The following is a 26,535-nucleotide window of genomic DNA, read 5'->3' on the forward strand; positions in this document are numbered from 1 at the left end:
CCATGTCAAAGGCCGCCATCAGGGAGTGGGGCCGAAAGGGAGGAAGCATGAAGAAGTTTTTTATCTCCGCTGCGCTTGCCGCACTTCTGTCGGGCGTCTCGCCGCTGGCAGGCCTTGCCGAAACGCCCAAGGACCAGCTGGTGGTTGCCACCACCATGAGCAATATCCTGACGCTTGATCCCGCAGCCATCACCGGCCGGGAAACGGTGCAGGTGCTGAACAATGTCTACGATACGCTGGTCACCCTCTCGCCGCAGGATCGCAATCTCCAGCCGCGGCTTGCGGAAAAATGGGAGATTGCCGAGGATCGCATGTCGATCCGCTTTCATTTGCGCAAAGACGCCAAGTTTGCCTCCGGCAATCCGGTCACGGCACAGGATGTCGCCTGGAGCCTGAAGCGCCTTCTGGTGCGCAATCTGGCTCAGTCCTCCTTCCTCAAGACGCGAGGCTTCAAGCTGGATGCCGCCGACACGCTTTTTGTGGCCGAAGATGCCCATACCTTCGTCCTCAACCTGCCGGGCGCGGACGATCCCAACCTGCTCCTGATGATCCTCGCCCAGAACGGCCCGGGCTCGATCATCGACAGCAAGACGGCGCTGAAAAACGAGAAGGATGGCGATCTCGGCGGCGCCTGGCTCACCACCAATTCGGCGGGCTCCGGTCCGTTTACGCTCACGCAGTGGAAGTCCAACGAATTTATCATCCTCACCCGCAACGATGGTTATTGGGGCCAGAAACCTGCCATGCGCCGCGTGCTGATGCGGCATCTGCCGGAATCGCAATCCCAGCGCCTGATGATCGAAAAGGGTGACATCGATGTTGCCTATTCGCTTCAGGCGCCGGACCTGAAGGCGCTTGAGGCGGACAAGGCCATCTCGATTGCGTCGGTTCCCGGTTCGGGCTTCTATTATCTTGCCGTATCGATGAAGGATGAGCGGTTCGCCAACAAGAAGGTGCGCGAGGCACTACGCTATCTCATCGATTACAAAGGGCTGGATGAGGCCGTCATGCCGTTCTACGGCAAGCTGCACCAGCGTTCGCTCAGCACCGGCGTGATGGGGTCCCTGCCGGACCAGGGCTATACGCTGGACATTGCAAAGGCCAAGGCACTGCTGGCGGAAGCGGGATATCCCAACGGTTTTGAAACGACCCTGCGTGTCCTTTCCGAAGATCCGTTCCTGAAGGCCGCGACGGCCATCCAGAACACGCTTGCCCAGGCCGGCATCAAGGCGAACCTGATCAGCGGCTCGGGCGACCAGATCTACGGGGCCATGCGCGAGCGCAAGTTCGAGCTTCTGGTCGGGCGCGGCGGTGGCGGCCAGCAGCCGCATCCGGACAACAACCTGCGCTCCATGGCCTATAATCCGAACAATTCCGACGAGGCAAAGCTCACCAACTACCAGAGCTGGCGCACGAGTTTTCAGGATGAAAAGCTGAACAAGATGATCGAGGCAGCACTCGTCGAGCGCGATGGCGCCAAGCAGGCAAAGCTCTATGAGGATCTGCAGGCCTATATGGACGAGCTTGTCATGCCGATCCAGCCTTTCTCGGAAGTGGTCGATACGGCCGCATTCCGAAGCGACATCGGCGGCATGATCGTCAGCCCCTGGCTGTCGCGTTTCGAAGGCGTGACCAAGAACAGATAAACCGCCGTTTCCTCCTGCCCGGTGGTTGTCGAAAGGGACGCGTGGCGACACGTGTCCCTTTTTCCGTGAGGATCCGCAGTCCCCAGCATGGATCGGCCTTGCGCCCGCTCAAAGACGCTTTAAGTCTTGCCGCAGCACACGCAAACGGGCCGGACTTCTGCATGCCGCACATTCCGATGATCGACTATGACACCGCACCTCAAGACATTCGCGAGGCGCATGACGAGGAACTGCGCCTGCGCGGGCGCATGACCAATATGAAGCGGACGCTTCTCCATTCGCCGCAGGCCCATCGCATCTATGCCGAGTGGTTCACGCTGCGGGCAGAGCTGATCCCTGACGTCGACGACCGGGCAATCCAGGTGTTTTGCCGGGCGATTTCCGAAGAGGCCGGGTCGAAGATTGCCGTTACATTCTTTCGCCGCGCCATCACGCTCTCCGGGGCAGACCCCGATGCGCTGGACCTGCGTGACGAGGACCTGCTTCTGGATCGGTTCGGTCGTGCGATTGTGAAAAATTCCAGCGCAATCCCGCCCGATATCTGGAAGGATCTCAAGTCGCGCTACAGCCACAAGATCCTGGTGGACCTTGTGGCGCTCGCCGGCATCATGCTGGCGACAGCGATCTTCAACAATGTGGTCGAGGTTCCCTTCGATGCGGAACTGGAACCCTTTGCCGCCGCCGGTCCCTGATCCGGCGGTGGGGAAGGAGAGGGCGCGTCAGCGAATGCCTTCATATTCCAGCGATGCGCCGATCAGTTCGCGTGCATAGGGGTGGCTTGCACCGTTCGTGGCAATCGCTTCATGTGGCAGGATCTCGGTCACTTCGCCACGCAACATCACCGCAAAGCGGTCGCACATATGGTCGACTACCGCCAGATCATGGGTCACCATGATATAGGTAAAACCGCGCTCATTGCGCAGGCGCTGCAGCAGGTTGAGGATTTCGGCCTGCACCGAGACGTCGAGCGCCGAGGTCGGTTCATCGAGAAGAAGCAGCGACGGCTCAAGGATGAGCGCACGCGCGATGGCAACACGCTGGCGCTGGCCGCCGGACAGCTGATGCGGGAACCGGTCGAGAAAGGAGACCGGCAGGCCGACATCGGTAATGGCCCGGCGCATGCGCTCTTCGCGGTCGCCAAGCTTGTGAATGACAAGCGGCTCATTGAGCACCGTGCGCACGGACTGGCGTGGATGCAGTGATCCGTAAGGGTCCTGAAACACCATTTGCAGCGTGCGGCAGCGTTCGATCAGCGGCATATCCCGCACCGAGCGGCCATCGATCAGTACCTCGCCTTTCCAGAAGTCGGTCAGCAGCGAGACGCAGCGAAGGACGGTGGATTTGCCCGAGCCGGATTCTCCGACAAGCCCGAAACATTCACCGCGCTCCACGTTGAACGATACGCCCGGCAGAACCTTGACGGCGCTTGCGCCGGTCCCAAAGCTGATGGAGAGATTACGCACCTCGACGGAAACGGACATCAGGCGTTTTCCTCCAGCCATGCGGGTTTGCGGTCAAGCACCGCCAGCGGTTGACGTGTGCCGCCGATGCGCGGTTGGGCGGCCAGAAGTCCTTGCGTATAGGGATGCCGGGCCTGATCGAGTTCACCCGCCTTCAAGGTTTCGACCACCTTGCCCGCATACATGATCAACACGCGGTCACAGAAATTGCGCACCAGATTGAGGTCATGGCTGATCATGATCAGGCCGATGCCCCGGTCGCGCACCAGGCCATCAAGAATGGTCAGAACCTGCAGGCGCACGGTGACGTCGAGCGCCGAGGTCGGCTCGTCGGCAATCACCAGATCGGGATCGGCCAGAAGCATCATGGCAATCATTACGCGCTGGCCCATGCCGCCGGAAATCTCATGCGGATATTGTTTGAACACCCGCTCGGCATCGCGGATCTTCACGGCCTCCAGCATTGCAACGGCCTTCTCATGCGCCTCGCGCCGGCTGCATTTGAAGTGGCGCAGATAGGTTTCCGCCACCTGATCGCCCACGCGGCGAATGGGGTTTAGCGAGAATTTCGGGTCCTGCAGGATCATCGACATGCGCCGGCCGCGAACCTTCAGCATCTCCCTCTCGCTCAAGGAGAGAAGGTCGACATCGTCGAAGCGCAGCATGTCTGCCGTGATCGTGGCGCCCGGCAGCAGCCGCAGCAGGGCACGCCCGACGGTGGATTTTCCGGAGCCGGATTCGCCCACAATGCCCAGCCGTTCGCGCCCGAGCGTGAAGGATACACCCCGCACCGCCTCAGTGGTTGAGCCGCCATAGCGGATGCGCAGGTTCTGGACGTCCAATATGGTCTTTTCCATCGCCTTACCTCCGGTTCATCTGCTTTGGATCGAGTGCATCACGCAGACCATCACCTAAGAGATTGAAGGCAAGGCTGACAGACAGGATCGAAACGCCGGGGAAGGTGACGAGCCACCAGCTGTCCAGCATGTAGCGGCGGCCTGTCGCGATCATGGCGCCCCATTCGGGCATCGGCGGCTGGGCGCCAAGACCCAGAAAGCCGAGGCCTGCTGCCGTCAGGATGACGGTTGCCATGTTGAGCGTCAGCCGGATGAGAACCGAAGGCAGGCACATCGGCATGATCGATTTCACGATGATGCGGCTGGTCGAGGCGCCTTGCAGGCGGGCCGCTGCAATATAGTCGGCCTTGCGGAAGGTCATCGCCTCGGCTCTGGCCAGCCGCGCAATCGGCGGCCAGGAGGTGAGTGCGATCGCGATGATCGCATTGTTGAGGCTGGGTCCGAGCGCTGCCACGAAGGCGAGCGACAGAATGAGGCTCGGGAAGGAAAGAAAGATGTCGGTGATACGCATCAATACCATGTCGAACTTGCCACCGAGATAACCGGCGGAGGTACCGATGACGAGACCGATCGGCCCGACGACGATCGACACCAGGAAGATGATGGTGAGCGTGATGCGGGCGCCGTAGACAAGGCGGCTGAAGATATCGCGACCCAGTTCGTCGGTGCCGAACAGATGGTCGTTGCCCGGCGGCTGCAACACATTGCCGAGTGCCTGCACGTAAGGATCATGGGTGGCGATCAGCGGTGCAAAAATCGCCGTCAGGATCAGGACCGCCAGAACGGCAAGGCCGAAGGCGGAGGTTGGGCTGCGCAACAGGAAAACGACGATGTTGTTCAGCGCCATCAGCCAGCCGGGCATCCTGCGGGTGTGCGTGTTGACAGTCATCAGCGTGTCCTGGGGTCAAAGATGCGATAGAGAAGGTCGGACAACAGGTTGAGCCCGATGAAGATGACGCCGACGATCAGCACGCAGGTCATCACGGCGTTCATGTCGCCGATGATGAGGTTGCTGGTCAGGTACTGGCCAAAGCCCGGCCAGGAAAAGACAGTCTCGATCAGCACGGCACCTTCCAGAAGCGAACCATAGGCAAGCGCGATGATGGTGACCAGCTGCACCCTTATATTGCCGAAGGCATGCAACCAGATGGTCTGGCGCTGCGACAGGCCTTTGACGCGGGCCGTGGTCACATATTCCTGACCCAGCTGGTCCAGCATGAAGCTGCGGGTCATGCGCGTGATATAGGCGGAGGACGAATAGCCAAGCAGGGCGGCCGGCAGGATCAGGTGGTTGAGGGCCGACCAGAAGACGTCCATTTCCCCGGCCATCAGGCTGTCGATCAACAGGAAGCCGGTGCGCTCCTCGACAAGGCCGATATAGAACTGGTCCATGCGCCCGCTGCCGCCGACGAGGCCGAGATGGGCGTAAAAGACGATGAGCGCGATCATGCCGGTCCAGAAGATCGGCATGGAGTGGCCAAAGAGGCTGAAGACACGCACGAGATGATCGGGCCAGCGATCCTTGTTCACAGCCGCCAGGACACCCATGGACACACCAAGCACGGCCCCGATGACGATGGCGAAGGTGGCCAGTTCGATCGTGGCCGGCATCACATGCAGGATATCCTGGATGACAGGCTGGCCGGTGCGGATCGAGGTGCCGAAATCCCCCGTCAGCACATCGCCGAGGTAATAGACGAACTGCTCATAAAGGGGACGATCCAGCCCCAGAGACGTATAAACCTGCTCGTAGGTTTCGCGCGTGGCATCTTCCCCCACCATGGCGCGCACCGGATCGGCCGGCATCAGGCGGCCGATGAAAAAGGTCAGCATCAACAGGCCGAGAAGGGTGATGGCAATACTGCCAAGCTGACCGGCAGCACCGGCGAGCCGCAGGCGACTGAATGACATGGCTCCTCCAAACATTGACCGAACACATGCTCCCTGTCAGACAACTATGCCTAACCTGTCACAAGCGTTTGAAAGTGTCAACTCTGTCCGAAAGGTGCCGTGCGGGCCCGGATGAGACATTGATCGCGCTGCCGCTCAAGACGGCATCGCGATCGGTTACAGGTGCCTTCTTTTCTAGGCCAGGAAGTCGTCGCGGCGCGGGGTGAAATTGTCGATCAATTCACCCTCTTCCACGCAGCGGCAGCCATGTTCCACACCACCTGGGATGACGAGACTGTCTCCGGGGGTGAGGTCATACGCAGTTCCATCCCGAAAGAACACGAAGCGGCCGCTGGCGACATAGGTTGATTGAACATGCGGATGGCTGTGAAGTTTGCCCTCCGCGCCGGTCTCGAAGCGGAAGGATACGACCATCAGGTCCGGGCTTTCGGCCAGAATACGACGCGTCACGCCGGGGTCGGGATGGGCTGGGGGAAAGGTCGGTAACGTCATCATGGTCTCCTCGCATGTGGATGTTGATATCATACATGCTTTAAAAGATACCTGACAAGTCTGTCGCTCACGCCGGTTGCGGTGCCCGTTCCGGCCGCTGCGAGCGCAGCAGGGCCTTGTAACGCTCCAGACTGCCGCGCAGATGGGCCTTCATGTGGATACGCGCAGCATCTGCATCGCCTTCGATGATGGCATCGACAATGGACCCGTGTTCTTCCTGGAGATGAAGGTTATAATCCTTCGGCCGGGCACCCGGCGCCTCTCCCTGCAGATCGCCGCGCGGGATGATGCCGGTGCGGATCAACTGCAGAAACTCCGGAAAGCGACGGTTTTGCGTGGCTTCGGCAATGGCGAAATGCAGGTTGAAGTCGGCGTCTCGTGTCGGCGCGCCGTCGCTCAGACACTGCCCGACGATCCGGTGTGCATCCAGAATCTCTTCAATTTGAGCGGCGGACCGTCGAAGAGCTGCCAGTGCGGCGGATTCGACCTCGAATACGGTGCGAAGCTCGAGAAGTTCGATCACCGAAGAGATACGCCGGGTGGCAAGGTCGTTGAAGGGCCGCTCCGATTCGCGCTGAACTTCCAGCGCAAAAACGCCAGCACCCTTTCGTGCCTCCACCAGCCCATCGGCCCGCAGGATTGCAATGGCTTCGCGCACGACGGTGCGGCTCACGGCATAGTCGCGGGTCAGCGCGCTTTCGCTGGGCAGGCGGTCGCCCGGGCGAAACACCCCCGAAACAAGATCCTGACGCAGCGCAGCACTGATCTTGGATGCCAGTGACTGCCCCTGCTGGCCTTCGCGCGCCATCACGTCCCCACATTCTGTTACCTGTCAGGCAAGATTATCGACTTCCGGATGGCCTGCCAAGGGTTTGTTCTGTCTGTCGCGGGATTTGCAAGGCGACGATGAGGCCGCCTATCGGGCACCCACAGGCTGTCTTGTACGTGCTTTGCGGATGTGGGGGATATCAAGTCGCTGTTGTAACGGAGACTGATCTCAGCATACCCTTGCTTTCATGCGCTGGAACACGCGACCGGCCAGCATGAGCGTAGGATACTGAAAGCCGGATCTGGATCGGTCAGCGCGCTACAAGCGGCCGGGCTCTTCCTCACGGGCCATGCGGAAGGTGCAGCCAAGGTTTTCAAGCAATTGCCGCGCAGCCTGATCAAATTTCGTCCCCTCTGCGCGGATCCAATCGGTGAACAGGCTGACGGGGCGTCTGTTTGTGTGGCGTAAGGGGCATACGATCCAATAGGCCGGAAATTCAACCACATCGAAGGCCGTGGAAAAGGGCACCAGGGTTCCACGCTCCAGATCTTCCTGTGCAAGCGTTGCCGAATCAAGAACGATGCCAGCGCCATCTCGTGCGAGCTGGATCGCCATGGACGAGCGATCGAAGCGAAGCGGCGCCTGCTCGGTCGGCGGATCTATCCCGTGAACCATCAACCAGACGTCCCATTGGTAGAGTGCTTTTACCGAATGGACCAGCCGTGCCTGAGACAGTTGCAGAACGGGATCATCGCTGAAGGTCCGGATCTTCTCCCGATACTCGGGGCTGCACATCGGCAGCACGAAGTCATTGATGATGCATTCGGTGTGGAGTTTTTCCCAGGCGCCGGATCCGTAGCGAAGATCGAGATCGACGATTTCTGTCTCGAAATTGGAGAAATCCGGTGTTGCATCGACCCGCACGCCCCAGTCCGGGTTGGCATCCAGAAAGCCTTTGAGGCGCGGCGTCAGCCAGCGAACCGCAAAGCTGGGGCTTGAGCGAATGTTCAGTTGTCGGCTGTTGTGCTGGCGCAGAACGGCCGAGCGCGCGCCGCGGATCATCCGAAAGGCCGTTGTCGTTGTCTGGAACAACATTTCGCCGTCGATGGTCAGCGTCAGGCGGCGGTCTTCGCGTTTGAACAGCCGGACGCCCCATTGTTCTTCCAGCTGCTTTAACTGCTGGCTGACGGCCGCTGCCGAGACACCCAGTTCCACAGCCGCCAGCGACACCCGGCCGGTGCGGGCAACCGCTTCGAAATAGGCCAGGGAATTGAGGTTGGGATTGATCGGCAAGCCGGCCTCCGCTGTGAAGCTTCAAACCATTCGTGCCAAAGCAACAGGCGCGCGGGCGTTTTGTCTATGAGCCGCGCGCACTGAGCGTGTCAAGAGAGGCCGTTCAGACGTCGGTAAGCGGCAACCACCTGGCTGTCGTCAGCCGATCCGTTGCCGCTGCCGCTTTCCGCCAGAAACATTTGATGCGCAGCCGCTGCGAGCGGTAGCGCCATGGATGCGGAGCGTCCGGCGGCGAGCGCAATACCAAGATCCTTCACGAAGATGTCCACAGCGCTGGTAACCGGCGGCGTGTCCATCAGCATACGTGGCCCTCGATCCCTCAGCATCCAGCTGGAGGCCGCCGAGCCCGACACGATTTCAAAGAGGACCTTGGTGTCGACACCGGCTTTCTCACCCAGCGCCATTGCCTCACCGGCCACAGCCAGATGCACCCCGCAAAGAAGCTGGTTGATCGCCTTGACGGCCGCACCCTGGCCTTGCTTTGGCCCGCAATGGTAAAGCTTGTCCCCCATCGCGCTGAGGACCGGCGAGACGGCATTAAAGGCCGCCTCCGGTGCGCCGACCATGATTGTCAATGTTCCGGCTTGCGCACCCACGACACCACCGGACACAGGGCAATCGACGAGGACCCTGCCGCATCCCTCAAGTTCACCGGCAAGCCGCGTCACATCGTCCGGCGGGCAGGTGGCCATCAGGCAGATATGTGCGCCATGGGGCAGGGCAGCGAGCGCCCCGTCCTGCAGCAGCACCGATCGGGCCTGCTCGGCATTGACCACCATCAGCACGAGAATGTCTGCATCCGTGCAGGCCTGCGTCAACGTCTCTACACGCATACCGCCTTGCTGTTCCAGTGCATCCATGGCCTCCTTCCGCATGTCGAAGCCGCGAACAGTATGGCCGGCCTTCACCAGATTGTGGGCCATCTTCGCGCCCATGGAGCCCAGACCGACGAACGCGATTGTCTTTTTTTCTGTCATGGTGCGCCTCAGTAGAATGTCAGTGCGGGGACGTATGACATCAGCACGAGTACCGCGAGGGCGACCCCGTAGAAGGGCCAGAGTTCCTTGACCACCGCCCCAATGGGCACTCGGGCGATGACCGCGCCGATGAACAGTGTTGTGCCAATTGGCGGGGTGAACAGGCCGATGGACAGGTTGATGCAGATCATCACACCCAGCTGGATCGGATCCATGCCGATGGACTGGCCGATCGCCACGAATGTGGGGCCGAGCAGCAGGATGGCGGCAGGAAGATCGAGGAACATGCCGATGACCAGCATGATGATATTCATCATCAGGATGATCAGGAAAGGATTGACCAGCGTTTGCTGAGCCCATTGCGCCACAATGGTTGGCACGCGTTCGGTGATCAGCACATGACCGACAAGGCTGGACGCAGCGATTACCAGCATCACCACGCCTGTGGTGGTGACGGTGCCGACCAGCGCCTGATAGATGCGATGCCAGGTGAGGTCCCGGTAGATGAGCAGGCTGACGACCAGCGCATAAAACACCGCAATGACGCTGACCTCCGTCGGCGTGGCGATGCCGGCGCGCAGAAGCAGCACGATGAAAAAGGGCATGGCAAGCGCCGGCAGGGCGAGAACGACAGAGCGGCCAAACGAGGTGAGGTCACGGTTGGCTGCCAGGCGCGGAAAATTGCGCAGCCGGCCGGAGAAGTAGCAGACCAGCATCATGCCGAAGGCAAGCAGCAGTCCGGGCAGAACAGCTGCCGAAAACAGTTTGGCAATCGAGGCGTTGGCAACCGTTGAATACAGGATCAGGGGAATGGACGGCGGGATCAGCCCCGCAATTGTCGAGGATGATGCGGTGACGGCAGCGGCAAAGGCAGGCGGGTAACCCTCTCTCTTTTGCCAGGGGATCAGCATGGTGCCGAGTGCCGAGGCTTCAGCAACGGCGGAGCCCGAGACGCCGCCGAAGATGGTGGAACCAACCACGGTGACTTGTCCCATGCCGCCGTGGAAGCGGCCAACGAGCTTGGCTGCGAACTGCACGAGCTTTTGGCCGAGCGTACCCGACATCATCAGCGAGCCGGACAGGATGAAGAAAGGAATGGCAAGCAGCGGGAAGCTCTGGGTCGGCTGGAACAGTTTCACGACAGCAAGCACGGTGGGCGTGCCGCCCTGCCAGAGGATGGCTGCGCCCGCAGCAATGATCAGTGCGTAGCCCACCGGCGTTGAAATCGCCAGCAGGACTGCGAAGATGCCGGTCATGATCGCGGTCATATCGTGTGCTCCGCTTCTGGCTGATGAAGGTTTTCCGGATCGTCGCTAAAGGCAACGCGCACGAGATTGACGAGTGATGCAATCGCGATACCGCAGAAGCCAAACAGCAGCGACGAATAGGCCCAGGCCTGTCCAAGGCCTGTCATGGGGAAGACCTGCGCCTTGGTAATCGAGATCACCTGCAGTGACAGATAACCAAGATAGCCAAAGGAGATGGCCACCAGAAGATGGATAGCCATCAACAGCACGCGCAACTGCGCCTTGCTGAGGAAGGCCTGGATGGCCTCCGCCGCAATATGCGAACCGCGGATGGCCCCAAGGACGATGCCGCCCATGATCAGCCACGGAAACAGCAGGTTGGGCACTTCGTTTGGCCAGCCAAGCCCCGATTGGGTCACGTAGCGGATGACCACCTCAAGCATGAGAGCCATGAAGATGGCAACGACGCAGGCGATTGCAGACACCATCGCGATGCGCTCGATCAGAAAGCCAATCCCGTTGGCAATCGCCAGGACGGGGTGGTTCCCCGTCTTGGCATTTTCCGTGTGGAGATGATCCGTCATGGTCACTTGCCTGCGGCCTGCTTGGCAGCAGCCACGAGTTCATCGACCAAATCAGGGTATTTTTGACGCCACTTGTCGTAGACAGGCTGGGTTGCTGTGACAAAGGCTGCAGGATCGATATCGTTGAACTTGACGCCCGTCGCCTCGATCTCGCCGCGCAGCTTTTCGGTCTGGTCACGCACCATCTTGCGGTTCAGTTCGCCCGCTTGCCTGGCAGCATCGCGGATGATTTTCTGATCTTCCGCCGACAGGGTGTCGAAGACGATCTTCGAAGCGAGGAAAGGCGTCGCCTCGTATTTGTGGTTGGTCATCGAGATATACGGCTGAACTTCATGCAGCTTGGAGGAGAAGATGTTGATCAGCGGGTTCTCCTGGCCATCGACGACGCCCTGCTGCAGCGCGATGTAGAGTTCGGAAAAAGCCATGGGGGTCGGCGAGGCGCCGAGCGCAGCAAAGATGTCTACCGTCATCGGATCCGGCGGCGTGCGGATTTTCATGCCGGCAAGATCTGCCGGAACCCGGATCGGCTTCTTGGAATTGGACGTTTCGCGGATGCCGTTGTTCCACCAGGACAGGACCACAAGGCCCTGGGCATTGGCGGCGGCTGCAATCTTGTCGCCGACCGGTCCATCCATGACGGCTTCCGCCTGCTTCAGATCCTGGAACAGGAAAGGAAGACCGAGAAGCGCAATTTCCGGCACGACGGCCGAAGTGGTGCCCTGCGAGTTGGCCGAAAAGGCGATGGTGCCCAGGCGCATGTTGGTGATGGTTTCGGCGTCATCGCCGAACTGGGCGCTGCCACCGACCGACACTTTCATGCGACCACCGGACTTTTCAGCCACCAGTTCTGCAAATTTCTGCGACGCAACGTCCTTCGGGTTTCCGGCGGCCGCATTGTGCGACAGCTGGAATTCCTGCGCGCCAGCATGGCTTGCGCAAAGCGACAAGACGGTCGCTGCAATAATATGACGGATATTCATGTGTCTCCTCCCTGAGAACATATTTCATAGTCCGGTTTGCGAGGATCTTCTCCTGATACCTGCAGGCGCTGCCCGTCAGCGACATAGCCGAAACGGCTCTGAAACTTAAACCCTTCCAGCCTGGGTACGGCACATGGCAGGCGTCCTCCCCGCTCTCCCTGTCATGAGCCTGTATCATCTGCGCAACGGCGTCATCTAAGTTCTCCTTAATAACTCGTTCGTTTTTCTTAATTGCCGGCATGGGCAAGTTGAGTTCAGAAATTGCCATGGAGGCGCTCGTTTTTGCGTCGACGCTGTGAGGGAGGAAACATGACCAGCCAAATTCAGGCGACAGACCTGTCGAACATGAGCCTTGCGCGCCGCGCCTGGGAAATCCGCCGCAAGGCGGTGCGCATGGGTGAGGTTCAGGGACAGGGATATGTCGGCCAGGCGCTCGGCGTCGCCGATGTGCTCGCCGTCTCCTACTTCCATGCGCTGGAGTATCGACGCGAAGACCCGGAATGGGAGGGGCGTGACCGCTTTCTCCTGTCGATCGGCCATTACGCGATCGCTCTTTATGCCGCCTTGATCGAGGCCGGAATTCTGCCTGAGCAGGAACTGGAAACCTATGGAACGGATGACAGCCGGCTGCCGATGTCCGGTATGGCCGCTTATACGCCCGGCATGGAAATTACCGGCGGCTCGCTGGGGCAGGGCCTTGGCATTGGCGTCGGAATGGCGCTCGGCCTGAAGGCCAAGAAAAACAAAGCTTTCGTCTACAACCTGATGTCGGACGGCGAGCTGGGCGAGGGCTCCACCTGGGAAGCCGCCATGTCGGCTGCCCACCACAAGCTCGACAACCTCATCTGCATCATCGATTTCAATGATCAGCAGGCGGACGGCAAGTCCACCGAAATGCTGTGCGCCGAGCCGCTTGCAGACAAATGGACCGCCTTCGGTTGGCACACGCAACGCGTCGACGGCAATGACATGGACGCGCTGGTGGCTGCGTTCGATGCTGCGCGCGCCCTCAAGGACGCCAAGCCACGCGCTATCATCTGCAATACGCAGATGTGCAAGGGCATCCCGTTCCTGGAGGCGCGTGAGATGGCCCATTTCGTGCGGGTGGAGGCCGACGAGTGGCAAAAAGCACTCGCCGTCCTGGACGCGAACCGGCCGGAATGAGGGAGACAATCATGAACACGAAACAGAATTACGACCCGCACCGCAAGTGGGAACCGCGAACTGCGCCAAACAGCGGCGAGGCCGTTCGCACCTCCGCCATGATCGCGTCGCTATCGGCGGAGGGATATGACGCCGTTTCCGCCCCGTTTGGCCATGCGCTGGTTGCCGAGGCCAGGCGCAATGACAGAATCGTTGGCCTCACGGCCGATCTGGCGAAATACACCGATCTTCATGTTTTTGCGGAGGCTTTTCCGGACCGTTTCTATCAGATGGGCATGGCCGAGCAGGTAATGATTTCAGCGGCCGCCGGACTGGCGCGCGAAGGATTTATTCCGTTTGCCACAACCTATGCCGTCTTTGCATCGCGCCGGGCCTATGACTTTATTGCCATGGCGATTGCTGAGGAAAATCTGCCGGTGAAAATCGTCTGCGCCTTGCCGGGCCTGACGACCGGTTACGGCCCCAGCCATCAGGCGACGGAGGATCTGGCGATCTTCCGCGGCCTGCCCAACCTCACCATCATCGATCCGTGCGATGCCATCGATGTTGCGCAAGCTGTGCCTGCCATGGTGGCGCATGACGGCCCGGTCTACATGCGCCTACTGCGTGGCAAGGTGCCATCCGTTATTCGAAAGCATTGCCCGGATTACACGTTCGAGATCGGCAAGGCGAAGCTCTTGCGCGATGGAACGGATGCGCTGGTAATTTCATCCGGCTTCATGACCATGCGGGCGCTGGATGCGGCCGTGGAGATGGAAAAGGACGGCCTGTCGGTTGGCGTGTTGCATAGCCCGACGATCAAGCCGCTCGATACGGCGACCATTCTATCGGAGGCGGGCAAAGGCGGCCGTCTCGTTGTCACGGCCGAAAACCACAGCCGCGTCGGTGGTCTCGGAGAGGCAGTTGCCACGACATTGCTGGTTAACGGGGTGACGCCGACGTTCCGCATGATCGGGCTGCCGGACCAGTTTCTGGATGCAGGGGCCTTGCCGAGCCTGCACGATCGCTACGGAATTTCGACCGCTGCGATGATCCGCCAGATCCGTGGCTGGCTCTGACACATTCAAAATCAAACGCATTTCCGTACCGGGCCCGCGTGTGGCGGTACGTTCTGACCAGAGGGAGAAGACATAAATGGGTATCGCTTTGCTTGAGGGCAAATTCGCAGTCATCACGGGTGCGGCGTCAAAACGTGGGTTGGGCAAGGCCACAGCCCGGCTGTTTGCCGAGCATGGGGCGACTGTCGCAATTCTAGATCTTGACGAGACAGCAGCAAAGGTGGCCGCCGCCGATCTCGGCCCCCAGCATGTGGGCATGGCCTGCAACGTCACGGATCTGGAAGGCGCCCAGAAGGTCTTTAACGCGCTGATCGCTCAGTGGGGCCAGATCGACATTCTCGTCAACAATGCCGGCATCACCCAGCCGCTGAAAATCATGGATATTGGGCCAAGCAATTACGATGCTGTCCTCGACGTCAATCTGCGCGGCACGCTCTACTGCAGCCAGGCGGTCATTCCGCACATGCGCGAGCGCATGCAGGGCAAGATCGTCAACATGTCCTCGGTATCGGCGCAGCGTGGCGGCGGCATCTTTGGTGGCCCGCATTACTCTGCGGCCAAGGCCGGCGTGCTCGGCCTTACCAAGGCAATGGCGCGAGAGCTGGCGCCTGCAAATATCCGCGTTAATGCCATTTGCCCAGGCTTCATTGCCACCGACATCACAGCGGGTCTTCTGACCCCGGACAAGCTTGAAGAAATCAAGGCGGGCATTCCCATGGGCCGGCCGGGCACCGCAGACGATGTTGCCGGTTGCGCGCTCTTCCTCGCCTCCGATCTCTCTGCCTACGTGACGGGCTCCGAAGTCGATGTCAACGGCGGCTCGCTGATCCATTGATTGAGATGCTGGACCGGTTTTCCATGCCGGTCCAGCGCTCCGTTCTCGGGAGGAACGCATGAAAATCGGACTTGGAAGCTATGCCTTCCGCTGGTCAATCGGCATCAAGGATCAGCAGCCGGCAAAACCGATGACGGCCATGGACGTGCTGGAGATTGCGCATCGGCATGACCTTGCGCTCGTGCAATATGCCGACAATCTGCCGCTGGACACATTGACGGCTGAGGAGCATCTGGCGCTCAAGGCGCGTGCAGACAGTTACGGCATGGCGCTCGAACTGGGCACGCAGTCCTTCGATGCCGAGGAACTGGCGCGCTATATCCCGATCGGCGAGCGCATCGGGTCAAAGATTTTGCGCGTGGCACTCGATGCCGAAGATGCACTTATTCCCGTATCGGAGCTTGCAGCTCAAATCCGCGAACTTCTGCCGGACGGAAAAAAGGCCGGACTCCGCTTTGCCATCGAGAACCATTTCAATTATCCGTCGTCCCGCATGGTGGAACTGTTGGATACCGTCTCCGATGATGCGCTCGGCGTCTGCCTGGACGTCGCAAACTCCATCTGTGCCGGCGAATGGCCAATGACCACGGTCCGGATGCTGGCGCCCTATGCAATCAATCTGCATCTCAAGGACTACCAGATCACGCCGGATCCCTATGGCGTCGGCTTTCGCATCCACGGCACGCCACTGGGTGAGGGCAGGGCGGAGATCGACGAGATTCTCGCCTGCCTCTCGCATTGCCCGGCCGAGATGAGCTGCATTCTGGAGCACTGGCTGCCGCAGGCCCATGACATGGAGACAACGTGCCGCCTGGAGCATGAATGGTTGGGCCGCAGCGTCGCTGCCGCCAGGCGGCTTGTGCCGACGAGCGTTGCCTAGGCGGCAGCCCGTTTCAATTCGCCATCAATGTTTGTGCCTGTTGTCGCTGTGATGGCGATGCTGCGCGCCGAGAAGGATTGCTCAAAGCCATGAGTATCAGGACCAAGAAACTCATCAATGCCGCCGAAAACATCATTCCCGAGTTTATCGAGGGGCTGGTCGGTGCCTATCCCGATATCCTGTGCCTTGAGGGCGAAACCGGTCGTGCCGTTGTTGCGCGTCACGGCCCCCGAGACGGCAAGGTCGGTATTGTCATCGGCGGCGGTTCCGGCCACGAGCCTGCATTCGCCGGATATGTCGGACAAGGTCTGGCGGATGCCGCAGCAGTCGGCAATGTTTTTGCGTCCCCGTCACCGCAACAGATTATTGATGCTGGGCGTGCGGCCGACGGCGGTGCAGGCGTCGTGTTCCTCTACGGCAACTATACCGGCGACGTTCTCAACTTCACGATGGCCGCCGAAGAGCTGGAGCAAGAAGGCACGCCGGTTCGCCAGATTGCCGTCAGCGATGATGTCGCATCCGCGCCCTTGTCACGTCGCGGTGAGCGCCGGGGTGTCGCCGGCGATTTCTTCGTCTTCAAATGTGCTGGCGCCGCGGCCGATCTCGGCGAGCCGCTTGAACGGGTCGCGGAACTCGCGCGTCTTGCCAATGACCGGTGCCGCTCGATGGGTGTGGCGCTGGGAGCCTGCTCCTTGCCCCAGACCGGCACGCCAAACTTCGAGATCGGTGCAGAAGACATGGAAATCGGAATGGGAATTCACGGCGAGCCGGGCATGCGCCGTGAACGGTTAGCACCTGCCGATGACGTGACAGATGTGCTGATGGAGCCAATCCTGCAGGAACTGGAGTTGCGAGAGGCAGACCGTGTTGCGGTACTGGTCAACGGGCTTGGAGCGACAACGCAGCTGGAACTGTTCCTGATCTTCCGGCGCGTCAAGCAGATCCTTGATGCCAAGGGCATCAACATTCATGCTAATTGGGTCGGTGAATATGCCACATCGTTGGAAATGGCCGGTGCATCGGTGACGCTGCTCAAGCTCGACGATCAACTGACGCGTTTGCTGGATCATCCCTGCCGGACGCTGGCGCTGACCGTTGGTCTTCCCGCGGCGGCGCGATCCGGTGGGCATCGAACCGCACGAGCGGTGCGGGCGGTAGAGGATGTTGCCGCCATTGATCGTGCTGGCCTTGAGGCTGGCGGCCGTGTGACGCCGGGTGTCTTTCTTGAGATGATGCGGTCGGTCGCAGTTGTCATTCATGAAGAGAAGGATTGGCTCTCAAAGCTTGACGGTGTCATCGGAGACGGCGATCACGGCATCACCATGGACATTGGTTGGACGGCGGTTGGCCAGGTGCTCGACCGTCAACCACCTGATGCGCTCATCGCGCAAATCTGCGAAGAAAGTGCGCAGGCCTTTCTCACGGCCGTCGGGGCGTCATCAGGGCCGCTTTATGCCAGTGCCTTCCGGGGCGCCGCCGCAGCCGTTGCGAACCGGCTAAATCTTGACGGCCATGCCATGGCAGCCTGGATCAAGGGCATGAACGACGGCATTTTGGTGCGGGGTGGTGCGCAAGCGGGTGACAAGACCATGATCGACGCTTGGATGCCCGCTGCGGAAGCCGCTCTGCGTGCTTCAGAAGAGGGTGCGGACGAACTGACAGTGCTGCAGGCGGCCTGCGATGCGGCCAAAGCTGGTATGGACTACACCGCCGAGATCGAAAGCCGGCGCGGCCGCTCCGCCAAGCTCGGGAAGCGTTCTGTCGGCCATGTCGATCCGGGGGCAGCATCTGCTTATCTGACGTTGCGCGCCATGGCCGGGGCATTGAGCAGATAACCAGCAGTCAGCCGGGATCAGCATCAGCTTTGGCACGTCATGTCCGCCTGACCTGTTGCCAGACGGACGCTGGCTGGCATCAACGGCGGATCACATGCCGTCCCGGTCGCGGATGCTTCTTGCATTCGCCATCGATGGGCGCCGACCGTTACGGCAACGGCCCGAGGAACGTCGTCGCCGCGGTTAAAAAATTTGGCGCGGCTATTCCCGGAGCGTTTCCTTCTGCGTGATGAGGCGCGCGCTGTGCTGGCCGCTGAGGTAGATCCACAACCAGCTCCAGGCCACGGCAAGTCTTGAGCGGGTGCCGATGAGAAAATAGATATGTGCAAGGCCCCATATCCACCAGGCAATGCTCCCGGTCAGTTTGACCTTGCCGAAATCCACAATGGCTGCGCGCTGGCCAATCGTGGCAAGGCTGCCCTGATGCTGATAACGAAAAGGCTGCGGCGCGGGCGCGCCCTTCAGCCTTGCCTTGATGACCTTCGCGACATAGGCCCCTTGCTGCTTGGCAGCGGGTGCAATGCCGGGAACGGCGGCGCCATTGTCTTGCGAAACCGAGGCCGTATCACCGATGACGAAGACATCCGCCAAACCCGGTGCGGTCAGATCCTTGGCTACGATGGCACGGCCGGCCCGGTCGGCGGGAATGGAGAGCCACTGCGCCGCAGCGGACGCCTGCACGCCAGCCGCCCAGACGATCGTTCGGCAGGCAATAAATTCATCGCCGACCTGCACGCCTTCGCTGGAGCACTGGGTAACCGGTTTTCCAACCAGGACACTGACGCCCAGATTTTCCAGCACCCCTTGCGCATAGGCCGACAAATCCGGTGAGAAGCCTGCCAGGACACGCGGACCCGCTTCAACCAGCATCACCTTGGTTTTGCGTGTGTCGATCGACCGGAACTCGCTGGGCAGTGTCTTGTGCGCGAGTTCTGCAATAATGCCGGCCAGCTCAACGCCGGTCGGGCCGGCACCAACGATGGTGAAGGTGAGCAGTGCCTCCCGCAGGGCAGGATCTGTCGTGGTTTCAGCACGTTCGAAGGCCAGCAACAGGCGTCGGCGGATGGTCGTGGCATCCTCCAGCGTCTTGAGGCCTGGTGCCACGGGTTCCCATTCATCCCGGCCGAAATAGGCATGTGTTGCCCCGGTCGCGAGAACGAGCGTGTCATACGCCACCCGCGAACCGTCGCGAAGCGTCACCGATTTGCCTGTGGTGTCGACGCTGTTGACCTCGCCGAGCAAGGTCGAAACCTCTGGACGATCATTATAAAGATGGCGAATGGGCCACGCGATTTCCGAGGTGGAAAGAATAGTGGTCGCGACCTGATACAGCAGAGGCTGGAAAAGATGATGGTTGCGCCGATCGATCAGCGTAATGCGCGCACCGCTTCCTTTCAGATCGTTTACGAGCTGCAGCCCACCAAAGCCGCCGCCAACAACAACAACGTGATGTTCACCCATAACCGACCCTTCCGTTTTCTTTCAAGGGCAGCCCACCTTGTCTAAGCTGCCCTCGTTCCATCGTATGCACAGCATCAGCCGATGAACAGTACCGATGACGGACACAACGGAAAGCAAGTGACAGGTCGATGTCCTCAACCCGCTGTACCGCCGCAAAGGGCTGGCTTGCGCTGAAGCCAACCCATTCTGCCCACCACCGGCCTGGCTTTGTCCGCAGGCCCGGCAGACGCCAGTTGCCTTGCGCCTACAATGCGATATCCGGTAATTGCTTGAGTTCGCCGCCCGGTGCGACGATGCCCGGCTTTGTGTTCACCGTGGCATTGATGGCGGGCGGCGCGATGGAAAGTTCAAGACGCTCGCCGGTGGCTGCCCATTCCCTTGCCAGCAAATCCGGATTCTCATTGAGATTAATGCCGTAGGTCGGCACCATGGCGCGGACCTTTTCCTGCCATGCGGGGGTCGCGAGCTTTTCGGCAAACACCTTCTTGAGCAGATCAAGCATGATGGGGGCAGCGGTCGATGCACCCGGCGAGGCACCCAGCAGTGCTGCAATGCTGCCGTCCTTGGAGGCAACGATTTCCGTTCCAAGCTTCAGAACGCCGCCTTTTTCAGGGTCGCGCTTGATGATCTGAACGCGCTGCCCAGCCTGCCAATAGCGCCAATCCTCAGCCTTGGCATCGGGGAAATATTCGCGCAGGCTCGTCAGGCGGTCTTCATCCGACAAGAGAAGCTGACCGGCCAGATATTCCACCAGATCGAATTCGTCATAACCAACCTTGAGCATCGGCCACAGGTTTTCAAGCGTGATGGTCGCCGGCAGATCGAAGAGCGAGCCCTCCTTCAGGAACTTGGTCGAGAAGGTCGCAAACGGCCCAAACAGGATATGGCGTTTTCCGTCAAATACGCGGGTATCCAGATGCGGAACGGACATCGGAGGAGCGCCGGTCGATGCCTGCCCATAGGCCTTGGCGAGATGGCGGTTTGCAATGTCCGGCTTGTCGCAGACGAGGAAGGAACCACCGACGGGGAAGCCCGCATAGGCATCGCCTTCCGGGATGCCCGACATCTGGAGCAGATGCAGGGCGCCGCCGCCTGCGCCGATGAAGACGAATTTGGCTTTCAGCGTATGCGAGGTGCCGTCCTTGTGGTTGGCGTAGCTTACGCTCCAGGTGCCATCGCCATTTTTCTGGATGTCCTGCACCTGGCTCGACGTATGCAAGCCGAACGTCGGGTGATTGGTCAGATGGGCGATATATTGGCGCGTCACTTCACCCCAGTCGCAATCCGTGCCGAGCGGGCTCCAGGTGGCGGCCAGCTTCTGCGCCGGGTCTCGGCCCTCCATCATCAACGGCACCCATTCAGCGATCTTGCCGTGATCGGTTGAGAACTGCATGCCGGAAAATAGCGGGCTCGCCTTCAGCGCCGTATGCCGCTTGGCCAGAAACTCCGTGTTCGCATCGCCCCAGACAAAGCTCATGTGCGGCGTCGAATTGATGAAGGAGCGCGGGTTCTTCAGGACGCCGAGATCCACCTGATGCGCCATGAACTGCCGGGTGATCTGGAACGCCGAATTGATCTCCAGCGCCTTTTCGATGTGGACATTGCCTTTATTATCCATCGGCGAATAGTTCAGCTCCGCCAGTGCGGAATGGCCCGTGCCGGCATTGTTCCAGCCGTTCGAGCTTTCCATGGCAACCTCGTCCAGCCGCTCGATCATCTCGATCGTCCAGCCCGGTTCCAGCTGGCTGAGAACCACGCCGAGCGTCGCAGACATGATGCCGCCGCCGATAAGCACGACATCGACGGACTTGTCCGTGGATTGCGCAAAGCCCGGCAGGGAGGAGGCCCCCAGCGCCACAGCGCCCGTCGCGGCTGATCCGAGAAGCTGTCTTCGATTGAGGAGCGGCCCTCTTGTATCCGTGACTGACGGCGAAATGATTTTGGGAGTATGGGGCATCTTGCACCTTGAAATTGGTTTGAGGGCAACCGGCATGGCCGTTGATCGTCGCCCCAAGAGTGACAAGTCATCGCGCGACGTCCTGTCGCGCTCTTTGGTGCGGTTTGCCGGACGGAGATGACAAATGCCATTAAATAGAAATTTAAGAAGGCCGGGCGGCGTGGGGTTGTTTCGACACCGCCCGCCGCAAGGCGCTATGAAAGAATATTTAATTGCCGCACGTCGCAAAACGGCTCAAATGGCGCTTGATCCACTGCGATCGGGCGAAGGACTGGGCAAAGCTCCGCTCTCATCTTGCGGCTGACAAGGGTCTGCGGCCTTGCCGATAGGCGATGCATCAAGGAACAGACATGACCAAGGTTATTCTTATCGAAGATGATAAGGACACCGCTCAGGATATATGTGCCGAACTGAAAGACTATGGTTATGCCGTGGACTGGCACGCCGATGGTGCTGAGGGGCTCGAGCAGGCGAGGGTCGCGGGCGCAGATATTCTGATCGTTGACCGGATGCTTCCGGGCATGGATGGCCTGACGGTGATCGATACATTGCGGCGTGAACAGGTGCGCACGCCTGTTCTGGTGATCAGTGCTCTCAGCGCGGTCAATGATCGCGTCCGGGGCCTGCGGGCGGGTGGTGATGATTACCTGACGAAACCCTTCGCCATTCTGGAACTTGTCGCGCGCGTGGAAGCGCTTCTGCGTCGGCCTGCCGATATTTCGGTAAAAGTGCTGCGGGTCGGTCCGCTGGAACTCGATCTCCTCGAGCGTAACGCCCGCCGCGGTGAACGGCTGATCGAACTTCTTCCACGGGAATTTCGCCTGCTTGAATATATGATGCGGCACTGCGAGCAGTTGCTGACACGCGGCATGCTGTTCGAGGAGGTGTGGAAATACAAGTTCGTGCCCGACTCTAATCTGGTCGATGTCCACATGGGCCGGCTTCGTCGCAAGATCGACGCCGCCGGAGACCCGCCGATGATTTCGAATGTTCGGGGAGAGGGTTTTGTACTTCGCGCGCCCGATTGAGTGGGTCCGGCAATCCGCCTTCCGTTATGTGGTCGTTCTCTTGACCGCGATTACGGTGACCATCGGCTTGAGCTTCGGTTTTGCCTATTTTCAGACCAGCGGCAACGAGTTGATCAAGCAGATCGACGATCTGGTGTTGCAGGAGGCCGCTGTCATTTCGGAGGGCGCTGGTCTTGGCCAGATGAACGCCTATGAGGAAAGAGTTCGGCAGGATCCGCGCCGTGTCAAACCAACGGCGATTTTTTCCACCGATGGCCATCGCCTATCCGGCAATGTCGACAAGCTTCCCCCCGGCATGGAGATCGGCGCGCCGCCGCAGCGGGTTTCGATCATCCGCACGGATCAGGTGCCAAGGCATGTGCAAAACGCGCGCGCCGTTGTACGCCTGCTGCCAGACGGTAATATTCTGTTCGTCGGCTGGAGCACCGCCGACAATGAACAGGCAGCCTCCATGGTTCAGAGAGGATTGCTGTTCGGGCTGATCCCGGCACTGGCGCTTGGGCTTGCCGCGTCACTGTTTTTTGGCCTCAATGCCCACAAGCGCGTGACGGAGATGCAGAGGAGGATTTCCCAGATCGTCGCAGGCGATTTGAAGCAGCGGCTTCCCTATCGCAATGCCCAGGACCCCATCGATAATCTGGCCCAGATCGTCAACGGCATGTTGGATGAAATGCAGACATTCATCGAGGATCTGGCAGCCGTGGGGGATGACATTGCCCATGATCTGCGCACCCCGCTGGCCCGGGTCAGGATCGGCCTTGAGCGCGCCCGGCGTAATGCGACCACGCTTGAGGCTTTGCAGGGTGCGGCAGATCGCGCCATTTCCGAGCTCGACCATGCGATTTCCATCGTCACCGCCATTTTGCGTGTGCGCGAAATCGAGCAGACACGTCGGCTTCAGGCCTTTGACGAGGTGGAGCTTGCGGAACTGGTTTGCGAGGTGGGTGACCTCTACGAACCCATTGCCGAGGAAAAGCAGCTGACGTTCACCGTGCAGGCCAACGAAAAACGTGTTGTTCACGGTGATCGCGACCTGATTTTCGAGGCCATTGCCAATCTTGTCGACAATGCCGTCAAGTTCACGCCGGAGTGCGGCAGCATCGATGTTTGCCTCACGGCCAGCCCCGATGGCGCCGCATTGCGCGTCAGCGATACCGGGCCGGGTGTTGCTGAATCCGAAAGAAGCCTTCTCGTGCAGCGCTTTTACCGCGCCGACACAAGCCGCCATACCAAAGGCCTCGGGCTTGGCCTGACACTGGTGGCAGCCATTACCAAACTGCACGGCTTTCGCTTTGACGTGTTGCCAACCCAAGGATTTACCGCCGAAATCGCATTTCCACCGAGCACCCTCATCCAGGGCGATGACCGCACGATCTGACACGCTCCGGAGCCCGCAGACCTCGGCCATTCGAGTGCCGGATGAAGGCCTGCAGCGGCCATCGTGACGTGGCATGCCCCATGGGGTGATCCGTTGGGAATGTTACGGTCCGTTGACATTCGTTCAGGGTCGCTGATCGCTGCATCACCCGTCCAAGGGTGGCGTTAGTTCGCGCGGATACCGATCGACGCACCATGCCGATTATCTGTCTCCCTCGCTTCGAAACGAAAGCCGGATGAGCTGGCTGTTCATCGCCGCCTTCTGGCATTCGAGCAGCAATCCGTTGTCTATCCGGCCTGTGGAATGGACCAGCAGAACGGGGGCGTTTGCAGGGCAGCGCAGCAGGCCCGCCTCCCGCTCCGTTGGCAGTCGGGCAGCAACGGTCGTCGAGACGCGGCGCAATTGTCCAAGGCCTTCGCTGAGAGCGATCTGCGTCAGCGAATTCGTCTCTTTCAGCTTTCCGTCCAGGTTCTCCACCAGGTCGGCGCGAATGTGGCGCACGGTCAGGATGAAGGGAACCTCGTCACCGAGAATGAGGGCGGTGACGCGCAAGAGCGGGTGGCCGATTTCGACTGAAAGGATATGGGCGATGTCCGCTTCAGCCGGAACCTCAAGGCTCTCCACGGTCGTCATTGCCGAGCGCACGCCCTGCCGATCCAGCACATCCCGAAAGCGCGACGTTGCATCCACCTCGTAGGTCAGCCCTGTCTGCATGACAAACGAGCCACGGCCGTTGACGCTGCGGATAAGGCCTTCCTGCGACAGGGCCAGATAAGCGCGCCGGACCGTGTTGCGGCTGACACCATGCTGCTCCGACAGATCGAATTCGGGCGGAACCTGGCTGCCCGGCAAAAGCTCTCCCACCAGAATGGCCTTTTTGACCGCCTGATAAACCCTGAACCATTGTGGCTCCATCCATTACCCCTCAAATCTCGTAGCTGTACCTACAGCTGTCATTCGCAGTTCACAATGAACCCGTAATTTATTTTCAACACGGCGGTCGGTTCTCACGGAATGTCCGGCCGGGCAGTGCACATCATCGCAACTTTTACCGTCGACGCACGAACGCGCTGGAGGCAGGCAAGCCTGTATCCGGCCGGCGTGATCCCTTTGCTTGCCACTTTCAGAAGGTAAAGACCATGATCGCAATCACCCGCCGCAGTCTTCTGTCCATGTCGGCCGCTACGACGGCCGCTTTCGCCCTGCCGCGCCTGGCATCGGCGCAATCCGGCGAGCGCCCCGCCGTCACCGTTGCCGTGCAGCGGATCTCCAATTCGAACACGCTGGAAATGCTGACGGAACAGTCGAATGTCGGCGCCCGCATCTATACGAGTTATGCCGAGACGCTGCTTGGCAATGACTGGATCGGCGACATGTCGCTGCAGCCGCAACTGGCGACGTCCTGGAAGCGTCTCGATGATCTGACGGTCGAGGTGGATCTGCGCGAAGGCGTGAAGTTCCACAATGGCGACGTGATGACTGCCGAAGATGTGGCCTTCTCCTACGGCCCCGACCGGATGTGGGGCGGCGCAACGGTCGAGGTTCCCGACAACGTCAAGGCCGTGGCGCGTCAGGCACTCCCCGCCTTTGAACGGATCGAGGTGCTGGGCCCGCACAAGATCCGGCTGCACAATGCCTCCATCGACCCGGTTCTGGAAGGCCGCCTGTCTGCCTCGATCGGCATGATCGTCAACAAGCGTGCCTTTCTCGAAGCCAAGAGCTGGATGGACTGGGCGCGGCTGCCTGTGACCACAGGTCCCTATTCGGTGGCCGAATACAAGCCGGATTCGGTCCTGACGCTCGCCGCCTTCGACGATCATTGGGAGGGGCGCCCGCCGCTTCGCCAGATCCGTTTCGTGGAAACACCGGAAACGGCCTCGCGCATCAATCTGCTGCGCTCCGGCGGCGCCGATTTCGCCTGCGACATTCCCCCGGACCAGATTGCCACCGTCGAGGCGGACAAGCGCTTCAAGGTCGTCGGCGGGCCGATCAACAACACGCGTTATACGGTGTTCAACAAGTCACACCCGGTGCTTGCCAATCCGCTCGTCCGTCAGGCGCTCACCCACGCGGTGGATCGCAACCTGATCGTGGAAGCCTTGTGGAGCGGTCGCACCGAAGTGCCGCGCGGCCTGCAATGGGAATTTTATGGCGACTTCTACATCGCCGACCATGAAAACCCGGCCTACGATCCGGATAAAGCCCGCGCCCTTCTGCGCAAGGCCGGCTACAATGGCGAGCCGATCCCCTACCGCGTCCTCAACGACTACTATACCGCCCAGACGGCGACTGCCCAGATCAACACCGAGAACTGGCGCTCTGTCGGCCTCAACATCAAGATGCAGATGGTGGAAAACTGGGGCCAGATCCAGGAAGGCGGCCCGGAGACGCGCGGCATCCACGACTGGTCGGCGGCAGCTTCCCTGCCGGATCCTTACGTTCAGATGTCCGGTTCCTGGGGCCCTCTTGGCACACCCTGGAAGACCAACCAGTGGCGCAACGAGGAATTCGGCGGGCTTTCCAATGAACTCGGAACCAGCACCGACCGCACCCGCCGGATCGCCGTATGGCGCCGCATGCTGCAGATCATCGAAATCGAAGACCCGGCCTATGTGGTGCTGCACCGCAACGCCTCCTTCACGGCAAAGCGGGCCGACATCCAGTGGGCGCCGGCAAAATCCTTCGTGATGGATTTCCGCCGTCACAACTGGAGCGCCTGAGGC

The 26,535-nt window shown here is 60.4% G+C and carries 24 protein-coding genes; 10 read left to right on the top strand and 14 right to left on the bottom strand.

The window, feature by feature from the left end:
* The first annotated feature begins 47 nt into the window (after nucleotides 1–47).
* Both AC4CWH_RS18940 and AC4CWH_RS18945 read left to right on the top strand, forming a co-directional pair.
* Nucleotides 48–1,646: an ABC transporter substrate-binding protein gene (locus AC4CWH_RS18940; protein WP_491321905.1), complete on the top strand. Its 1,599-nt coding sequence runs from the start codon at nucleotides 48–50 to the stop codon at nucleotides 1,644–1,646.
* A gap of 161 nt (nucleotides 1,647–1,807) precedes the next feature.
* Nucleotides 1,808–2,338 (top strand): carboxymuconolactone decarboxylase family protein, encoded by a 531-nt coding sequence (locus tag AC4CWH_RS18945; protein ID WP_491321906.1) that lies wholly within the window; start codon nucleotides 1,808–1,810, stop codon nucleotides 2,336–2,338.
* A gap of 27 nt (nucleotides 2,339–2,365) precedes the next feature.
* Here the strand turns inward: AC4CWH_RS18945 and AC4CWH_RS18950 are convergent, their stop codons facing one another.
* The 11 genes from AC4CWH_RS18950 to AC4CWH_RS19000 all read right to left on the bottom strand — a co-directional run bounded on the left by AC4CWH_RS18950 (nucleotide 2,366) and on the right by AC4CWH_RS19000 (nucleotide 12,216).
* Nucleotides 2,366–3,127 carry an ABC transporter ATP-binding protein gene (locus AC4CWH_RS18950; RefSeq protein WP_491321907.1) on the bottom strand — a complete coding sequence of 254 codons (762 nt, stop codon included), beginning with the start codon at nucleotides 3,125–3,127 and terminating at the stop codon, nucleotides 2,366–2,368.
* Nucleotides 3,127–3,963 carry an ABC transporter ATP-binding protein gene (locus AC4CWH_RS18955; protein WP_491321908.1) on the bottom strand — a complete coding sequence of 279 codons (837 nt, stop codon included), beginning with the start codon at nucleotides 3,961–3,963 and terminating at the stop codon, nucleotides 3,127–3,129. The genes AC4CWH_RS18950 and AC4CWH_RS18955 overlap by 1 nt, the downstream gene beginning before the upstream one ends.
* Nucleotides 3,964–3,967: 4 nt before the next feature.
* Nucleotides 3,968–4,852 (bottom strand): ABC transporter permease, encoded by an 885-nt coding sequence (locus tag AC4CWH_RS18960; protein ID WP_491321909.1) that lies wholly within the window; start codon nucleotides 4,850–4,852, stop codon nucleotides 3,968–3,970.
* A complete protein-coding gene (locus AC4CWH_RS18965; RefSeq protein WP_491321910.1) occupies nucleotides 4,852–5,874 on the bottom strand; it encodes an ABC transporter permease in 1,023 nt (340 codons plus the stop codon). Before AC4CWH_RS18965 ends, AC4CWH_RS18960 begins: the two co-directional genes overlap by 1 nt.
* A 174-nt stretch (nucleotides 5,875–6,048) precedes the next feature.
* Complete coding sequence (locus AC4CWH_RS18970; RefSeq protein ID WP_491321911.1) at nucleotides 6,049–6,369, bottom strand: cupin domain-containing protein; 321 nt, start codon at nucleotides 6,367–6,369, stop codon at nucleotides 6,049–6,051.
* Nucleotides 6,370–6,433: 64 nt separating this feature from the next.
* On the bottom strand, nucleotides 6,434–7,174 hold the full coding sequence (locus AC4CWH_RS18975; RefSeq protein ID WP_491287552.1) for a FadR/GntR family transcriptional regulator: 741 nt from the start codon (nucleotides 7,172–7,174) through the stop codon (nucleotides 6,434–6,436).
* A 279-nt stretch (nucleotides 7,175–7,453) separates the two neighbouring features.
* Nucleotides 7,454–8,428, bottom strand: a complete 975-nt coding sequence (locus AC4CWH_RS18980; protein WP_491287550.1) for a LysR substrate-binding domain-containing protein — start codon at nucleotides 8,426–8,428, stop codon at nucleotides 7,454–7,456.
* Nucleotides 8,429–8,517: 89 nt separating this feature from the next.
* Nucleotides 8,518–9,405 carry an NAD(P)-dependent oxidoreductase gene (locus tag AC4CWH_RS18985; RefSeq protein WP_491321912.1) on the bottom strand — a complete coding sequence of 296 codons (888 nt, stop codon included), beginning with the start codon at nucleotides 9,403–9,405 and terminating at the stop codon, nucleotides 8,518–8,520.
* Nucleotides 9,406–9,413: 8 nt separating this feature from the next.
* Nucleotides 9,414–10,673 (bottom strand): TRAP transporter large permease, encoded by a 1,260-nt coding sequence (locus AC4CWH_RS18990; protein WP_491287546.1) that lies wholly within the window; start codon nucleotides 10,671–10,673, stop codon nucleotides 9,414–9,416.
* On the bottom strand, nucleotides 10,670–11,236 hold the full coding sequence (locus AC4CWH_RS18995; RefSeq protein ID WP_491321913.1) for a TRAP transporter small permease: 567 nt from the start codon (nucleotides 11,234–11,236) through the stop codon (nucleotides 10,670–10,672). Before AC4CWH_RS18995 ends, AC4CWH_RS18990 begins: the two co-directional genes overlap by 4 nt.
* 2 nt (nucleotides 11,237–11,238) lie before the next feature.
* Nucleotides 11,239–12,216 carry a TRAP transporter substrate-binding protein gene (locus AC4CWH_RS19000; RefSeq protein WP_491321914.1) on the bottom strand — a complete coding sequence of 326 codons (978 nt, stop codon included), beginning with the start codon at nucleotides 12,214–12,216 and terminating at the stop codon, nucleotides 11,239–11,241.
* Nucleotides 12,217–12,525: 309 nt separating this feature from the next.
* On the opposite strand from AC4CWH_RS19000, the gene AC4CWH_RS19005 reads away from it, so the two are divergent.
* The 5 genes from AC4CWH_RS19005 to dhaL all read left to right on the top strand — a co-directional run bounded on the left by AC4CWH_RS19005 (nucleotide 12,526) and on the right by dhaL (nucleotide 17,988).
* Complete coding sequence (locus AC4CWH_RS19005) at nucleotides 12,526–13,380, top strand: transketolase (RefSeq protein ID WP_491321915.1); 855 nt, start codon at nucleotides 12,526–12,528, stop codon at nucleotides 13,378–13,380.
* 11 nt (nucleotides 13,381–13,391) lie between these two features.
* Nucleotides 13,392–14,438 carry a transketolase family protein gene (locus AC4CWH_RS19010; RefSeq protein ID WP_491321916.1) on the top strand — a complete coding sequence of 349 codons (1,047 nt, stop codon included), beginning with the start codon at nucleotides 13,392–13,394 and terminating at the stop codon, nucleotides 14,436–14,438.
* A gap of 76 nt (nucleotides 14,439–14,514) precedes the next feature.
* Nucleotides 14,515–15,273, top strand: coding sequence for an SDR family NAD(P)-dependent oxidoreductase (locus tag AC4CWH_RS19015; protein WP_491321917.1), 759 nt, complete (start codon nucleotides 14,515–14,517; stop codon nucleotides 15,271–15,273).
* Nucleotides 15,274–15,331: 58 nt separating this feature from the next.
* Entirely contained in the window at nucleotides 15,332–16,153 is an 822-nt protein-coding gene (locus AC4CWH_RS19020) for a sugar phosphate isomerase/epimerase family protein (protein WP_491287538.1), read from the top strand.
* A complete protein-coding gene (gene dhaL / locus AC4CWH_RS19025; protein WP_491321918.1) occupies nucleotides 16,096–17,988 on the top strand; it encodes a dihydroxyacetone kinase subunit DhaL in 1,893 nt (630 codons plus the stop codon). The genes AC4CWH_RS19020 and dhaL overlap by 58 nt, the downstream gene beginning before the upstream one ends.
* Before the next feature lie 201 nt (nucleotides 17,989–18,189).
* On the opposite strand, the gene AC4CWH_RS19030 is transcribed toward dhaL, so the two are convergent.
* Both AC4CWH_RS19030 and mqo read right to left on the bottom strand, forming a co-directional pair.
* A complete protein-coding gene (locus tag AC4CWH_RS19030) occupies nucleotides 18,190–19,449 on the bottom strand; it encodes an NAD(P)/FAD-dependent oxidoreductase (RefSeq protein ID WP_491321919.1) in 1,260 nt (419 codons plus the stop codon).
* A gap of 244 nt (nucleotides 19,450–19,693) precedes the next feature.
* Entirely contained in the window at nucleotides 19,694–21,406 is a 1,713-nt protein-coding gene (gene mqo, locus AC4CWH_RS19035) for a malate dehydrogenase (quinone) (protein ID WP_491321920.1), read from the bottom strand.
* A 350-nt stretch (nucleotides 21,407–21,756) separates the two neighbouring features.
* Here mqo and AC4CWH_RS19040 point away from each other — a divergent pair, with 350 nt between their 5' ends.
* Nucleotides 21,757–22,434, top strand: a complete 678-nt coding sequence (locus AC4CWH_RS19040; RefSeq protein ID WP_491287531.1) for a response regulator transcription factor — start codon at nucleotides 21,757–21,759, stop codon at nucleotides 22,432–22,434.
* Nucleotides 22,412–23,812, top strand: coding sequence for a sensor histidine kinase (locus AC4CWH_RS19045; protein WP_491321921.1), 1,401 nt, complete (start codon nucleotides 22,412–22,414; stop codon nucleotides 23,810–23,812). Before AC4CWH_RS19040 ends, AC4CWH_RS19045 begins: the two co-directional genes overlap by 23 nt.
* Nucleotides 23,813–24,013: 201 nt before the next feature.
* On the opposite strand, the gene AC4CWH_RS19050 is transcribed toward AC4CWH_RS19045, so the two are convergent.
* Nucleotides 24,014–24,727: a GntR family transcriptional regulator gene (locus tag AC4CWH_RS19050; protein WP_491287528.1), complete on the bottom strand. Its 714-nt coding sequence runs from the start codon at nucleotides 24,725–24,727 to the stop codon at nucleotides 24,014–24,016.
* Nucleotides 24,728–24,951: 224 nt separating this feature from the next.
* Here AC4CWH_RS19050 and AC4CWH_RS19055 point away from each other — a divergent pair, with 224 nt between their 5' ends.
* The gene (locus AC4CWH_RS19055; protein ID WP_491287527.1) at nucleotides 24,952–26,532 is read left to right on the top strand and encodes an ABC transporter substrate-binding protein; all 1,581 of its coding nucleotides are present in this window, start codon (nucleotides 24,952–24,954) and stop codon (nucleotides 26,530–26,532) included.
* Nucleotides 26,533–26,535 lie beyond the last annotated feature (3 nt).

It is taken from the genome of Neorhizobium sp. PAMB6716, from assembly GCF_058242805.1.